Here is a 14617-nt window from a genome sequence, read left to right as displayed (position 1 = left end):
ACTCCCCTCCCCACCGGCCGAGCGTGGCCCGGGGACTGGCGCAAAACCGCGTAATCAAAGAGAACTTGCCCCCGCTCAGTATTCCCAGTCCACGGCAAGGGACTGCCTTGACCGCCGTGGGCCAGCCAGGGGCTCGAATGCGCACGCAGAAGACGTCTGTACCTCGGAAGCCCTCCCCGCCGAAGGACGTGGAGGTCGCCTCCGACACGCTGGATGCACGCCAGCTGCTTCGAATCCTCTCCGCCGTCCAGCGCGGGGACTTCACCGTGCGCATGCCGGTGGACACCGTCGGCATCGCGGGCAAGGTGGCCGACATCCTCAACGACATCATCGATCTCAACGAGCGCATGGCGAAGGAGTTCGAGCGCATCGGGACGATGGTCGGTAAGGAGGGCCGCATCACCCAGCGCGCGACGCTGGCCGGCTCGGTGGGCTCGTGGGCCGACTGCGTCGAGTCCGTCAACATGCTGGTGGCGGACCTCATCCAGCCGACGTCCGAGATGGGCCGCGTGATCGGCGCGGTGGCCAAGGGCGACCTGTCGCAGACGATGGCGCTCGAGGTGGACGGCCGTCCGCTCAAGGGCGAGTTCCTCCGCACCGCCCGGCTGGTGAACGGCATGGTGGAGCAGCTCGGCTCGTTCGCCTCGGAAGTGACGCGCGTGGCGCGCGAGGTGGGTACGGAAGGAAAGCTGGGCGGTCAGGCCAAGGTGAAGGGCGTGGCCGGTACGTGGAAGGACCTCACGGACAACGTGAACTCGATGGCGTCGAACCTGACGTCTCAGGTGCGCAACATCGCGGAAGTGACCACGGCCGTGGCCCGTGGCGACCTGTCCAAGAAGATCACCGTGGACGTGCGCGGTGAGATTCTGGAGCTGAAGAACACCATCAACACGATGGTGGATCAGCTCTCCTCGTTCGCCTCGGAAGTGACGCGTGTGGCGCGCGAAGTGGGCACGGAAGGAAAGCTGGGCGGGCAGGCCGTCGTGAAGGGTGTCGGTGGTACCTGGAAGGACCTCACCGACAACGTGAACTCGATGGCCAGCAACCTGACCGCTCAGGTGCGAAACATCGCCGAGGTGACGACGGCGGTGGCCAACGGTGACCTGTCCAAGAAGATCACCGTGGACGTGCGCGGCGAGATTCTGGAGCTGAAGAACACCATCAACACGATGGTGGACCAGCTGTCGTCCTTCGCCTCGGAAGTGACGCGCGTCGCTCGTGAGGTGGGGACGGAAGGAAAGCTGGGCGGCCAGGCCGTCGTGAAGGGCGTGGCCGGTACGTGGAAGGACCTCACCGACAACGTGAACTCCATGGCCAGCAACCTGACCGCTCAGGTGCGAAACATCGCCGAGGTGACCACGGCGGTGGCCAACGGTGACCTGTCCAAGAAGATCACCGTGGATGTGCAGGGCGAGATCCTGGAGCTGAAGAACACCATCAACACGATGGTGGACCAGCTGTCCTCGTTCGCTTCGGAAGTGACCCGTGTGGCGCGCGAAGTGGGCACCGAAGGAAAGCTGGGTGGCCAGGCCGTCGTGAAGGGCGTCGGTGGTACGTGGAAGGACCTCACCGACAACGTGAACTCGATGGCCAGCAACTTGACCGCCCAGGTGCGAAACATCGCCGAGGTGACGACGGCGGTGGCCAACGGTGACCTCTCCAAGAAGATCACCGTGGACGTGCGCGGCGAGATTCTGGAGCTGAAGAACACCATCAACACGATGGTGGATCAGCTCCGCTCGTTCGCCTCGGAAGTGACGCGCGTGGCGCGCGAGGTGGGGACGGAAGGAAAGCTGGGTGGCCAGGCCGTCGTGAAGGGTGTCGGTGGTACCTGGAAGGACCTCACCGACAACGTGAACTCGATGGCCAGCAACCTGACCGCTCAGGTGCGAAACATCGCCGAGGTGACGGTGAGATTCTCGAGCTGAAGAACACCATCAACACGATGGTGGACCAGCTCTCCTCGTTCGCCTCGGAAGTGACGCGCGTGGCGCGCGAAGTGGGGACGGAAGGAAAGCTGGGCGGGCAGGCCGTCGTGAAGGGCGTCGGTGGTACGTGGAAGGACCTCACCGACAACGTGAACTCGATGGCCAGCAACCTGACCGCTCAGGTGCGAAACATCGCCGAGGTGACGACGGCGGTGGCCAACGGTGACCTGTCCAAGAAGATCACCGTGGACGTGCGCGGTGAGATTCTGGAGCTGAAGAACACCATCAACACGATGGTGGACCAGCTCTCCTCGTTCGCCTCGGAAGTGACGCGCGTGGCGCGCGAGGTGGGGACGGAAGGAAAGCTGGGTGGCCAGGCCTTCGTGAAAGGTGTGGCCGGTACGTGGAAGGACCTCACGGACAACGTGAACTCCATGGCCTCCAACCTGACCGCCCAGGTGCGAAACATCGCCGAGGTGACGACGGCGGTGGCCAACGGTGACCTGTCCAAGAAGATCACCGTGGACGTGCAGGGCGAGATTCTGGAGCTGAAGAACACCATCAACACGATGGTGGACCAGCTGTCCTCGTTCGCCTCGGAAGTGACGCGCGTGGCCCGCGAGGTGGGCACCGAAGGAAAGCTGGGCGGGCAGGCCGTCGTGAAGGGCGTGGCCGGCACGTGGAAGGACCTCACGGACAACGTGAACTCCATGGCCACCAACCTCACCACCCAGGTGCGCGGCATCGCCAAGGTGGTGACCGCGGTGGCCAACGGCGACCTGAAGCGCAAGCTCGTCGTGGACGCCAAGGGCGAGATCGCCGAGCTGGCCGACACCATCAACGGCATGATCGACACCCTCGCCGTGTTCGCCGACCAGGTGACCACGGTGGCCCGCGAGGTGGGTATCGAAGGAAAGCTGGGCGGTCAGGCCCGAGTGCCCGGCACCGCCGGCATCTGGCGCGACCTCACCGACAACGTGAACCAGCTCGCCGCCAACCTCACCACCCAGGTGCGCGCCATCGCCGAGGTCGCCACCGCCGTCACCAAGGGTGACCTCACCCGGTTCATCACCGTGTCCGCCCAGGGCGAAGTGGCTGCCCTCAAGGACAACATCAACGAGATGATCCGGAACCTGAAGGACACCACGCGCAAGAACACCGAGCAGGACTGGCTCAAGACGAACCTGGCCAAGTTCACCCGCGTCCTCCAGGGACAGCGCGATCTGCTCACCGTGTCCAAGGTCATCCTCTCGGAGCTGGCGCCGCTGGTGGATGCCCAGCACGGCGTCTTCTACATCTCCGAGCGCATGGACGGAGAGCAGGTCCTCAAGCTGCTCGCCTCGTACGCCTACCGCGAGCGCAAGGGCCTCTCCAACGTCTTCAAGCTGGGCGAGGGGCTGGTCGGCCAGTGCGCCCTGGAGAAGGAGCCCATCCTCCTGTCCGACATCCCGGACACCTATATCCGCATCAACTCCGGCCTGGGCGAGGAGGTGCCGCGCAACATCGTCGTGCTGCCGGTGCTCTTCGAGGGTGAGATCAAGGCCGTCATCGAGCTGGCCAGCTTCCACAAGTTCAGCGACGTGCACCTGGGCTTCCTCGAGCAGCTCACCGAGTCCATCGGCATCGTGCTCAACACGATCGCCGCGAACATGCGCACCGAGGCGCTGCTCAAGCAGTCCCAGGCCCTCACCGAGGAGCTCCGCAAGCAGCAGGAAGAGCTCACCGAGACGAACAAGCGCCTGGAGCAGCAGGCCACCTCGCTCCAGCAGTCCGAGGAGCTCCTCAAGCGGCAGCAGGAGGAGCTGCGCCGCACCAACGAGGAGCTGCAGGAGAAGGCCAAGCTGCTCTCCGAGCAGAAGAACGAGGTGGAGCACAAGAACCTGGAAGTGGAGCAGGCCAAGCGCGCCCTCGAGGAGAAGGCCGAGCAGCTCTCGCTCACCTCCAAGTACAAGAGCGAGTTCCTCGCCAACATGAGCCACGAGCTGCGCACTCCGCTCAACTCGCTGCTCATCCTCAGCCAGACGCTCAGCGACAACACCGAGGGCAACCTCTCCGCCCGCCAGGTGGAGTTCGCCAAGACGATTCATGCCTCCGGCGCGGACCTGCTGGAGCTCATCAACGACATCCTCGACCTGTCGAAGATCGAGTCCGGCACCATGACGGTGGACGTGGGCGCGCTGCGCTTCAGCGACCTGCGCGAGTTCGTCGAGCGCACCTTCCGCCAGGTGGCGGACAAGAAGGGGCTGGACTTCAACATCGCCGTGGCCCCCGAGCTGCCGCTGGAGTCGCAGACGGACGCCAAGCGCCTGCAGCAGGTGCTCAAGAACCTGCTGTCCAACGCCTTCAAGTTCACCGAGTCCGGTCAGGTCACCCTCAGCATCCAGGCCGCCCGCTCCGGCTTCTCGGCGGACCACCCCATCCTGCGCACCGCCCCCACCGTGGTGGCCTTCGCGGTCAGGGACACGGGCATCGGCATCCCCAAGGACAAGCACCAGATCATCTTCGAGGCGTTCCAGCAGGCGGACGGCTCCACCGCGCGCAAGTACGGCGGCACGGGCCTGGGCCTCTCCATCTCGCGCGAGATCGCCCGGCTCCTGGGCGGTGAGATCCGCCTGGAGAGCGAGGTCGGCAAGGGCAGCACCTTCACCCTCTACCTGCCGCTCAACTACGTGGCCCCGCGCCCCGTGGACTCGGGCAGCGTGGTGGACAAGGTCATCTCCGGGGTCCAGGCCCTGCCGGTGCCCGCCCTCATTCCCGGGGCCCTCGCCATTCCCGCCCCCGCCCCCGTCCCCGTCCCCGTCCCCGTCCCGACGGAGCTGCCCGTGCCGGTCGTCAAGCGGGTGGAGATCGAGGACGACAGCGCCTCCATCCTCCCGGGAGATCCGGTGCTGCTGGCCGTGACGACCGCGCCGGACCACGCGGCCCGGCTGCGCTCGGCGGCGCAGGGCGTGGGCTTCAAGATGGTCATCTCCACCGAGGCCGAGGCGGCGCTGGAGACGGCGCGCAACGCCCGGCCGGTGGCCGTGGCCGTGGACCTGGACCTGCCGGACATGGCGGGCTGGGTGGTGCTGGACCGGCTCAAGCACGACGCCGCCACCCGCGCGCTACCCGTCTACACGCTCTCCGAGGGTGACTACCGCGAGCGCTCGCTCAACCTGGGCGCGCTCGGCCACCTGAGGGCCGCCGCGGACCCCGAGGCCGCCGCGAACGCGCTCAAGGACCTGCGCGACTTCGTGGACCGCAAGGGCCGCAGCCTCCTCATCGTGGAGGATGACGAGGTCCACCGCCGCACGCTGGTGGAGCTGCTGGGCAGCGACGACGTGCACACCGTCGCCGTGGGCACCGCGGCGGACGCCGTCAGCGCCATCTCCAGCCGACGCTTCGACTGCGTGGTGCTGGACCTGGGCCTGCCGGACATGCCCGGCGCGGAGCTCTTGCGCAAGCTGCACTCCGAGCATGGCGCCGGCACGCCGCCCGTCATCGTCTACACGGGCCGCGAGCTGTCGCGCGCCCAGGAGACGGAGCTGCGGCGGGTGGCCGAGGCCATCGTCATCAAGGACGCCCAGAGCCCCGAGCGCCTGCTGGAGGAGACCAGCCTCTTTCTCCACCGCGCCCCCGCCCAGATGCCCGAGCCCAAGCGCCGCATGCTGGAGAAGGCGCGCCACATGGATCCGCTCCTGGTGGGCCGCAAGGTGCTGGTGGTGGACGACGACGTGCGCAACATCTTCGCCCTCAACACCGTGCTGGAGCGCTACGGCATGAAGGTCGTCTTCGCCGAGAGCGCCAAGGACGGCATCTCCCTGCTGGAGCGTGACCCAGAGGTGGAGCTGGTGCTCATGGACGTGATGATGCCGGAGATGGACGGCTACCAGGCCATGCGCGCCATCCGCGGCATGGAGCGGTTGGCCCACCTGCCCATCCTCGCGCTCACCGCCAAGGCGATGAAGGGCGACCGGGAGAAGTGCCTGGAGGCCGGCGCCTCCGACTACATCACCAAGCCGGTGGACATCGACAAGCTGCTCAGCCTGCTGCGCGTCTGGCTGCACGCGCCGCGCGGCGGGGCGGCCCGCACTCCGCGCACCGAGGTCTCCGAGTGACGTCGATGATGGACAGCGGGGAGCTGGAGACGCTGGAGCTGGAGCTGCTCGTCGAGGCGGTGCGGCGCCGGTACGGCTTCGACTTGCGCAACCACGCCCGGCCGCTGCTCCTGCGGCGGCTGCGGCGGCACCTGCGCGAGGAGCGCCTGGAGAGCTTCTCCGCGCTCCAGGGGCAGGTGCTGCACGACGCGGAGGCCATGGACGGCCTGCTGCGCGCGCTGGCGTGTCCCCCCGAGGCCCTCTTCTCGGAGCCGGCCTTCTTCTCCGCCTTCCGGGCGCGGGTGGTGCCGGTGCTGCGCACCTACCCGTCCATCCGCGTGTGGCACGCCGGCTGCGGCTCCGGGGAGGACACCTACGCCCTGGCCATCCTCTTGATGGAGGAGGGGCTGTGGGGCCGCTGCCGGCTCTATGCCTCGGACGCCAGCGAGGGGCTGCTGGCGGACGCGCGCTCCGGGGTGCTGGCGCTGCCCACAGAGCAGGACGTGCGCAACTACCAGGAGGCCGGGGGCCGGCGCTCGCTCTCGGACTACTACACGCGGGACGGCGACTGGGCGGTGGTGCACCCGGCCCTGCGCGACGCCATCTTCTTCACCCAGCACAACCTGGCGACGGACGGCTCCTTCAACGAGTTCCAGGTCGTCCTCTGCCGCGACACGCTGCTGTCCTTCAACCGCTCGCTGGCCGGTCGCGTGCACGAGCGCCTCTATGAGAGTCTGGCCCGGTTCGGCTTCCTGTGCCTGGGCCGCAAGGAGTCCGTGGCGCGTACGCCCCACGCGGCGGCGTACGAGCAGCTGGAAGGCACGGGCCGCGTCTACCGGAGGTCCGCATGAGTCCCCTGGGGCTGCTGGTGGTGGGCGCGCCGCGTGGCGCCTCGGCGGAGGTGGAGGCGCTGCTCGCCTCGCTGTCTCCGCGCCTGTCCGTGCCGGTGCTCCTGGCGCTCCACCGCGGCCCGCATGACCTGCTGGCCATGCCGCTGGGGCGCCGCTGTCCGCTGCCCGTCCTCGAGCCGGACGACAAGGAAGAGCTCGTGGGCGGCCGCGTGTACCTGGCCCCCGCGGGCTACCACCTGCTCGTGGACCGCGACAGCCTCTGCCTGTCTCGCGAGCCGGCCGAGCATGGCCAGCGGCCCGCCATCGATCCGCTCTTCGAGTCCGCCGCGGACGCCTACGGGCCGGCCGCCGCGGGCCTGCTCTTCGGCGAGCACGAGGACGGGTGGGCGGGGATGAGCGCGCTGCGCGCTCGTGGCGGGCACGTCGCCGTGGTGGGCGAGGGACAGCCCGTGGATGGGGTGGAGCGGGTGCCGTTGTCCGAAGTGAGGAACTGGCTGGCGCGGTGGGCTCACGCGCCTCGAATGAAGGTGCAGCCGTGAGCGCGCAGCCCCGGGAGAAGGTCCCCATCCTGCTGGTGGACGATCAGCCCGAGGGGCTGATGGCGCTGGAGGCGACGCTGGCCCCGCTGGGGCAGCAGCTCGTCACCGCCCGCAGCGGCCGAGAGGCGCTGCGCCACCTGCTCCACCAGGACTTCGCGGTGGTGCTGCTGGACGTGGTGATGCCGGAGATGGACGGCTTCGAGACGGCCCAGCTCATCCGCGAGCGCGAGAAGAGCCGCAACACGCCCATCCTCTTCCTCACCGCCCTCTCGCGCGGCGAGGTGCCCGAGTTCCGCGCCTACGCGGTGGGCGCGGTGGACTACCTGCTCAAGCCGTACGAGCCGGACATCCTCCGCTCCAAGGTGAGCGTCTTCGTGGACCTGTTCCGCAAGACGGAGATGCTGCGCCGCCAGGCCGAGGCGCTGCGCGAGGCGGAGCGGCGCGAGCACGAGCGGGAGCTGGCCGAGGCCCGCCAGCGCCTGGAGGTGGAGCGCTCCCGGTGGCGCGAGGAGCTGCTGCGCAAGGAGATGGAGACGGGCCGCAACCAGCAGCGGTGGCTGGAGGCGGTGCTGGCCGCGCTGCCCAGTCCGCTGGCCCTGCTGGAGCCCGGCACCGGCCACATCCTCTTCAGCAACCGCGCCGCGCAGGAGCTGGCCGACGGCGCCCTGCTCTTCCGCGAGGCGCGGCGGCTGCACTCGGACCTGGTCTTCACCGACGCCGAGGGCAAGGCCCTGCCCGACGAGGCCCTGCCCGCACCGCGCGCCGCCCGGGGCGAGCTGCTCTCCGGCCTGCCCGTCGAGTGGCGCCGGGGCGAGCGGCGGGGCGGGGCGCTGGCCTTCTCCACCCGGCTGCCGCCCATGCACGGCCGCCCGGAGACGGTGCTGCTGGCCCTGCTGGACGTGACGGCCCTGCAGGTGACGGAGCGCAACCTCCAGCGCGCGGTGCGCGTGCGAGACGACTTCCTCTCCATGGCCAGCCACGAGCTGCGCACACCGCTCACCTCGCTCAAGGTCCACATCCAGGGCGCCCTGCGCGCCGCGCTCCGACGCGGCGAGGAGCCGGTGCCCGTGGCCCAGCACGTCGCGAAGCTGGAGACGCTCGAGCAGAACGTGAGCCGGCTCGCCCACCTGGTGGACAGCCTGCTGGACATCTCCCGCATCAAAGCGGGCCGCCTGGACTTCGAGCTGGCCGAGGTGGACCTGGCGGCGGTGGTGCGCGAGGTGGCCTCGCGCTTCGGGGAGGAGGCCTCGCGCGCGGGCTGCCCGCTCACGGTGCGGGCCGACAACCCCGTCGTCGGAAAGTGGGACCGCAACCGGGTGGATCAGGTGGTGACCAACCTGCTCACCAACGCCCTCAAGTACGGCGCCGGGGCCCCCGTGGAGCTCAGCGTCCGCGAGGAGGCCGCTCACGCCCTGCTCGAGGTGAGGGACCAGGGCATCGGCATCCGCGAGCAGGACCGGCACCGCATCTTCGAGCGCTTCGAGCGCGCCGTCCCCCATGACAACTACAGCGGCTTCGGGCTGGGGCTGTGGATCGTCCACGAGATCGTCACCGGCCTGGGCGGCTCCGTCACCGTGGAGAGCCACCCTGGCCAGGGAGCGAGCTTCCGCGTGCAGCTGCCCTGGACGCGAGAGCCCCAGGCGACCGAGTGGCGCAAGGCCGCCCAGGGGTGAACATCCTGGGCCGTACCCGCAAAAGAATAGTTGATTTAGCAAACATCATGGGCAAGTTGGGCCTGTGAGTGACGCGGTCATCCCCGCGCGGGTCCAGCGCTTCATCGCGACGCACATCGACTCCATCGAGAAGCTGGAAGTCCTTCTCCTGCTGAGGGCGCGTGCTGAGCGGGACTGGTCTGCCCGCGATGTCAGCCAGGAGCTGCGCATCACGGAGATGTCCGCCACGGCGCGCCTGGAGGACCTGACGGCGCGCCGGCTGCTGGTGAAGGACGGCAGTCCTCCTATCTACCGATACGGCCCGGCCAGCTCCGAGGACGCCCAGGACGTGGGCGACCTGCAGGCCACCTACAGCACGCGCCGGGTGAGCGTCATCTCCTTCATCTTCTCCAAGCCCCTCGACAAGGTGCGAGGGTTCGCGGACGCATTCCGGCTGAAGCGGGACAAGGACGACGGCCATGGCTGAGGCGGTCTACATCCTCTGTGCATTGACGAGCGTGGCGTGCGCGGTGCTGCTGCTGCGCGGGTATGGCCGCTCGCGCTCGCGCCTGCTGCTGTGGAGCGGGCTGTGCTTCATGGCCCTGGCCATCAGCAACATGGTGCTCTTCGTGGACCTGGTGGTCGTCCAGGGAGTGGACCTGTCGCTCTTGCGCAGCTCCCTGGCGCTGCTGGGCATCGCCACGCTGCTCTACGGCCTCATCTGGGACGCGCAGTAGGAGAGGAGCCGGCGATGCTCAAGCCCATGATCAACGGCGCGCTGGTGATGGCCTGCCTGGCGTGCGCCCTGTTCTTCCTGCGCTTCTGGCGGGCCTCGCGCGACAGGCTCTTCGCCTTCTTCTCGCTCGCCTTCGTGGTGATGGGCTGCAACTGGCTGGCCCTCACCCTGCTCGACGTGGACGACGAGCGGCGCCACTACGTCTACGTCATCCGACTGGTGTCCTTCCTGCTCATCCTCTACGCCATCTGGGACAAGAACCGGGCAGGGCGCGGTAGCAGCTCCTGACACCTCGGTGACGCGGAGTCGACAGTTCGCGCGCCCTGTTCCGCAGGGCTGCCTACCTGTTCGTCTGCCACCAGGGTGGAAAGGAGGCGAATTCGCGCCGGACCGGAGGGCGATCCACTTGCCGGTTTGAGTCGCAATCCGCATGTCGTCAGAGCCGTGCGCTCCGCGGGTGGGGAGTATCCGACATGATGGAAGAACTTCCAGTCGCGAGCATCCTCCTGGTGGATGACCACCCGGCGAACCTGGTGGCCCTGGAGGCCGCCCTCGAGCCGCTGGGGCAGCGGCTGGTGCGGGCGCGCTCCGGCACGGAGGCGCTCAAGCGCATCTCCGAGGAGGACTTCGCCGTCATCCTCCTGGACGTGCAGATGCCGGAGCTGGACGGCTACCAGACGGCGCGCCTCATCAAGTCCCAGGAGCGCAGCCGCCACGTGCCGCTGCTGTTCCTCACGGCCATCCACCGCGACGAGCGGCAGATGCTGAGGGGCTACTCACAGGGCGCGGTGGACTACCTGCTCAAGCCGCTGGATCCGGACGTGCTGCGCGCCAAGGTGGGCGTCTTCGTGGATCTGCACCAGCGGCAGGAGCAGCTGCGCCGGCGCGAGGCGCGGCTGCGCGAGCAGGAGCGCGAGCTGCTGCTGCGCCAGAGCGAGGCGAACGCGCGCGCCATCCTGGAGGCCATGCCGCAGGCGGTGTGGGCCTCGCGGACGGATGAGGAGGAGGCCTGGTGCAACCCGGCCTGGGAGAAGCTGATGGGGGGCCGGGTGTCGGGCGCGCCGCGCGCCAGCTTCCTGGAGGGCCTCCACCCGGATGAGCGGGCGGTGGTGGAGGCCGGGTGGCGCGAGGCGCTGCGCTCCGGGCAGCCGTGGGAGGCCCAGCACCGCATGGGCAGCGAGGACTCCTGGCGCTGGTACCGGCTGCGGGTGACGCCGCTGCCCTGCGCGGGCCACCGGTGCCGGGGCTTCCTGTGCACGGCGACGGACATCGACGACGAGCGGCGCAGCCACCTTGTCTCCCAGCTGCTGTCCCACGCCAGCGTGATGCTGTCCTCCTCGCTGGACTACCACGCCACGCTCACGCGCCTGGCGCAGCTGGTGGTGCCGCGCTTCGCGGACTGGTGCACGGTGGACGTGCTGGAGGAGGACCGGCCCGGCGCGCGGCTGACGCGCGTGGCGGTGGCGCACGTGGAGGGCGGCAAGGCCGAGCGGCTGCTGGAGCTGCACCGGCGCTTCCCGCCGCGGCAGGGCAGCCCGTCCGGGGTGGGGCGGGTGCTGGACTCCGGCACGCCCGAGCTGCTGCTGGACGTGCCGGACTCGCTGCTGCAGCGGCTGGCCACGGACGCCGAGCACGCGGCGCTGCTGCGCGAGGTGGGCTTCTCTTCCTGCATCCACGTGCCCATGCGCGCGCGCGAGCGGAACTTCGGCGTGCTCACCTTCGTCATCGCCAGCAAGCGCCACCGCTATGACGCCAGGGACCTGGCCCTGGCCGAGGAGCTGGGCCGGCGCGCCGCGGTGGCCATGGACAACGCGCTGCTCTACGGCGAGGCCCAGCGCGCCCAGCGCGCGGCCCAGGAGGCCAACCGCCTCAAGGACGAGTTCCTCGCCACGCTCTCGCACGAGCTGCGCACGCCGCTGACGTCCATCCTCGGGTGGACGCAGATGCTGCTCAAGCGGGACGACCTGGACGAGCACGGCCGGCGCCGCGGCCTGGCCATCATCGAGCGCAACGCCCGGGTGCAGCGCCAGCTGGTGGAGGATCTGCTGGACGTCTCGCGCATCACCAGCGGCAAGCTGCTGCTGAACCTGAAGGAGGTGGCGCTGCGCGAGGTGGTGGAGGCGGCGCTGGAGAGCGTGCGGCCCACGGCGGAGATGCGCGGGGTGCGGCTCATGGCCGACCTGGGGCCGCTGAGCGAGACGGTGATGGCGGACCCCACGCGGCTGCAGCAGGTGCTGTGGAACCTGCTCACCAACGCCATCAAGTTCACCGACAGCGGCGGGTGCGTGGCGCTGAGCGCTCACCCCCGCGGCGCCACGGTGGAGGTGGTGGTGCGCGACACGGGCAAGGGCATCCCTCGCGAGCTGCTGCCCCACGTCTTCGAGCGCTTCCGCCAGGGAGAGATCGGCCGGGAGCAGGGCGGCCTGGGGCTGGGGCTGGCCATCGTGCGGCACCTGGTGGAGCTGCATGGAGGCTCGGTGGAGGTGGCGAGCGAGGGGCCCGGCCTGGGCTCCACCTTCACCGTCCGCCTGCCGCTGCGGCCAGCCCGTCAGGAGGGCCTGCCCGGCGCGGAGGACACGGTGCGGGTGCCGGACCTGGCGGAGGCCAAGGGCAACCTCCTGGTCTCCGAGGAGCTCGTCTCGGCCGTCGCCGCGCTGCTGGGGCAGGCCGTGCACTGAGGCGCGCGTGCGGGCGGCCCGGCCGGAAGACTGAAAATTCTTCCCAAGGTGGGGCTGGAATTCCTACCGGCTGCCGTCATGGCTCCCTGCCCCGCGGGAGGAGAGCGATTCAGGACAGTGTCCGAAATCTGAATCCGATCAGCCGCTTGTGGGGCACTTGCAGTGATGGGTAGGTGTGAGCCGGGGTCGGCACGGTTGTCGCATCGGGTGCACATGTTCGGGTGTGGGTGGGCCCGGACATTGACCCTCCGCGTCGCCCCGGAACCCTGCCTTGCAAGCGTCCCCGTCCGTCTGCAACTGCGCGAGTCCGCACCTCGAGGCCGAGTGCCCGACGCTCATCCGTCAGAGCGGTGGGGCGGTGGAGCCGCGCCGCGCGCCGAGCCCGGTCCCGGAGCTGGCGGAGGAGGGGGACTCCTTCGTCGGGCAGAAGTTCGGCAGCTTCCAGGTGGTGCGCGAGCTGGGGCGCGGCGGCATGGGCACGGTGTGGCTGGCCGAGCATGCGCTCATCCAGAAGCGCGTGGCGGTGAAGGTGCTGCACGCGCACCTGGCGAGGGACAGACGGCTGGTGTCCCGCTTCCTCTCCGAGGCGCGCACGCTGACGCTGATCCAGCACGAGAACGTCGTCACGCTCTATGACCTGGACATGCGGGAGGGGCGCCCGTACCTGGTGATGGAGCACCTGGAGGGGCAGAGCCTGGCCTCGTTCGCGCAGGGGCCGCTGGAGCTGGCGCTGGCGGTGGATCTGCTCTCGCAGGTGTGTGACGCGCTGGGGGCGGCGCACGCGCACGGCGTGGTGCACCGGGACCTCAAGCCGGCCAACGTGTTCCTGGTGCCGGGCAGCCACGGCAAGCACCGGGTGAAGCTGCTGGATTTCGGCATCGCCAAGCTGCTGACGTACCCGACGGGGATGACGCCCACGCAGGATGGGGCGGTGCTGGGCACGCCGGAGTTCATGTCGCCCGAGCAGTGCGGCGGCCTGCCGGTGGACGCGCGCACGGACCTGTACGCGGTGGGGGTGATGGGCTACTTCCTGGTGACGGGGCGGATGCCCTTCACGGGGAACCATCCGGCGGAGGTGCTGATGGCGCACCTGCTGAAGGCGCCGCGCCTGGCGCACGAGGTGCGGCCCCAGGTGCCGCGAGCGCTCTCCCAGGTGCTGGCGCGGGCGATGGCCAAGCGGCCGGAGGATCGCTTCGCCTCGGCCGGGGAGCTGCGGGAGGCGCTGCGAGGGGCGCTGGCGCCGAAGCGGGAGCCGCCGCCGTCCTTCACGGCGCGGGTGCGGGTGAGCGGCGAGCCGGTGTCGGCGGAGCTGCGCTGCGAGCGGGTGGGGCGCACGGGGCTGTTCCTGCACACGCAGTCGCCGCCTCCACCGCTGCTGGTGGACGTGGGGCTGCTGCTGCGGCTGCCGGGGGGAGAGCTGGCGTGCACGGGGCAGGTGGTGCGGCACGTGTCTCCGGAGCAGGCGCATCAGTGGCACATGACGCCGGGCTTCGGGGTGCAGCTGCGAGACACGGCGCCGGGCTTCCAGGAGGCCTTCGAGAAGCTGCTGGCGGGCGAGCGGGTGGCGCCACAGACGCCACCGGTGAGCAACGTTCGGGAGGACGAGCGGGCGGAGGCGGTGCTGCAGCGCTTCGGGGGACGGCTGCTGGGGGACCACTACCGGGTGCTGGGGACGACGTGGGACGCGGACTTCGACACGGTGCGGGTGAGCGCGCGCGAGGCGCGGCTGGCGCTCGAGCCGCTGCTGAAGCTGACGCTGGCTCCGAGCCAGCGGGCGCGGGCGGAGCGAGCGCTGGAGCGTGTGGCGGAGGCGTTCCAGGTGCTGAGTCACCCGGAGCGCCGGGCGGAGTATGACGCGGAGCTGCGCAACCTGGAGGGCGTGCAGCGGTGCCTGTCGGCGGGGCTGACGGTGACGGCGCTGGAGGAGTGCCGCCGGCGCTTCCTGGCGCGCAACCGCGTGCCGGAGGGGCACGCGACGCTGCACCTGGCCACGGGGGATGCGTTCGCCGCGCAGGGCAAGCTCGCGGAGGCGTTGCGCTCGTACGAGGCGGCGCTGCGGGTGGATCCGCTCCACCTGGAGGCGCTCAAGCGCTGGCGCACGGTGCGGGCCCGGCTGCGCAGCACGCCGCCTTCCTCGGAAGCGATGGGGCGCTGAGC

General features: G+C 69.8%; 8 protein-coding genes and 1 pseudogene. All 9 read left to right on the top strand.

The genetic code is table 11. The annotated features are described in order from the left end of the window. Positions 1–137: 137 nt before the first annotated feature. A pseudogene (locus KY572_RS38145) lies at positions 138–6025 on the top strand (HAMP domain-containing protein). 5 nt (positions 6026–6030) lie between these two features. Further along, positions 6031–6855, top strand: a complete 825-nt coding sequence (locus KY572_RS38140) for a CheR family methyltransferase (RefSeq protein WP_224248658.1) — start codon at positions 6031–6033, stop codon at positions 6853–6855. Continuing rightward, entirely contained in the window at positions 6852–7394 is a 543-nt protein-coding gene (locus tag KY572_RS38135; protein WP_224248640.1) for a chemotaxis protein CheB, read from the top strand. Before KY572_RS38140 ends, KY572_RS38135 begins: the two co-directional genes overlap by 4 nt. Continuing rightward, complete coding sequence (locus tag KY572_RS38130; protein WP_224248639.1) at positions 7391–9067, top strand: hybrid sensor histidine kinase/response regulator; 1677 nt, start codon at positions 7391–7393, stop codon at positions 9065–9067. The genes KY572_RS38135 and KY572_RS38130 overlap by 4 nt, the downstream gene beginning before the upstream one ends. Positions 9068–9131: 64 nt before the next feature. Further along, a complete protein-coding gene (locus KY572_RS38125) occupies positions 9132–9533 on the top strand; it encodes a hypothetical protein (RefSeq protein WP_224248638.1) in 402 nt (133 codons plus the stop codon). Beyond that, positions 9526–9783 carry a DUF5985 family protein gene (locus KY572_RS38120; protein ID WP_224248637.1) on the top strand — a complete coding sequence of 86 codons (258 nt, stop codon included), beginning with the start codon at positions 9526–9528 and terminating at the stop codon, positions 9781–9783. Before KY572_RS38125 ends, KY572_RS38120 begins: the two co-directional genes overlap by 8 nt. Before the next feature lie 14 nt (positions 9784–9797). Continuing rightward, positions 9798–10070 (top strand): DUF5985 family protein, encoded by a 273-nt coding sequence (locus KY572_RS38115; protein ID WP_224248636.1) that lies wholly within the window; start codon positions 9798–9800, stop codon positions 10068–10070. A 185-nt stretch (positions 10071–10255) separates the two neighbouring features. Next, positions 10256–12460, top strand: a complete 2205-nt coding sequence (locus tag KY572_RS38105; protein ID WP_263452324.1) for an ATP-binding protein — start codon at positions 10256–10258, stop codon at positions 12458–12460. A gap of 271 nt (positions 12461–12731) precedes the next feature. Next, entirely contained in the window at positions 12732–14615 is a 1884-nt protein-coding gene (locus KY572_RS38100) for a protein kinase domain-containing protein (RefSeq protein WP_224248635.1), read from the top strand. The last annotated feature ends 2 nt before the right edge of the window (positions 14616–14617 follow it).

Origin of the sequence: Hyalangium gracile (assembly GCF_020103725.1) — a bacterium.
Lineage (GTDB): Bacteria > Myxococcota > Myxococcia > Myxococcales > Myxococcaceae > Hyalangium > Hyalangium gracile.
Note: the sequence above shows the minus strand (reverse complement) of the source record. Positions and strands in the feature narration are given on the sequence as shown.

Coding starts and splice junctions, on each gene's coding strand:
- KY572_RS38140 (WP_224248658.1), top strand. CDS start 6,031: ATGATGGACAGCGGGGAGCTGGAGACGCTGGAGCTGGAGCTGCTCGTC.
- KY572_RS38135 (WP_224248640.1), top strand. CDS start 6,852: ATGAGTCCCCTGGGGCTGCTGGTGGTGGGCGCGCCGCGTGGCGCCTCG.
- KY572_RS38120 (WP_224248637.1), top strand. CDS start 9,526: ATGGCTGAGGCGGTCTACATCCTCTGTGCATTGACGAGCGTGGCGTGC.
- KY572_RS38115 (WP_224248636.1), top strand. CDS start 9,798: ATGCTCAAGCCCATGATCAACGGCGCGCTGGTGATGGCCTGCCTGGCG.
- KY572_RS38105 (WP_263452324.1), top strand. CDS start 10,256: ATGATGGAAGAACTTCCAGTCGCGAGCATCCTCCTGGTGGATGACCAC.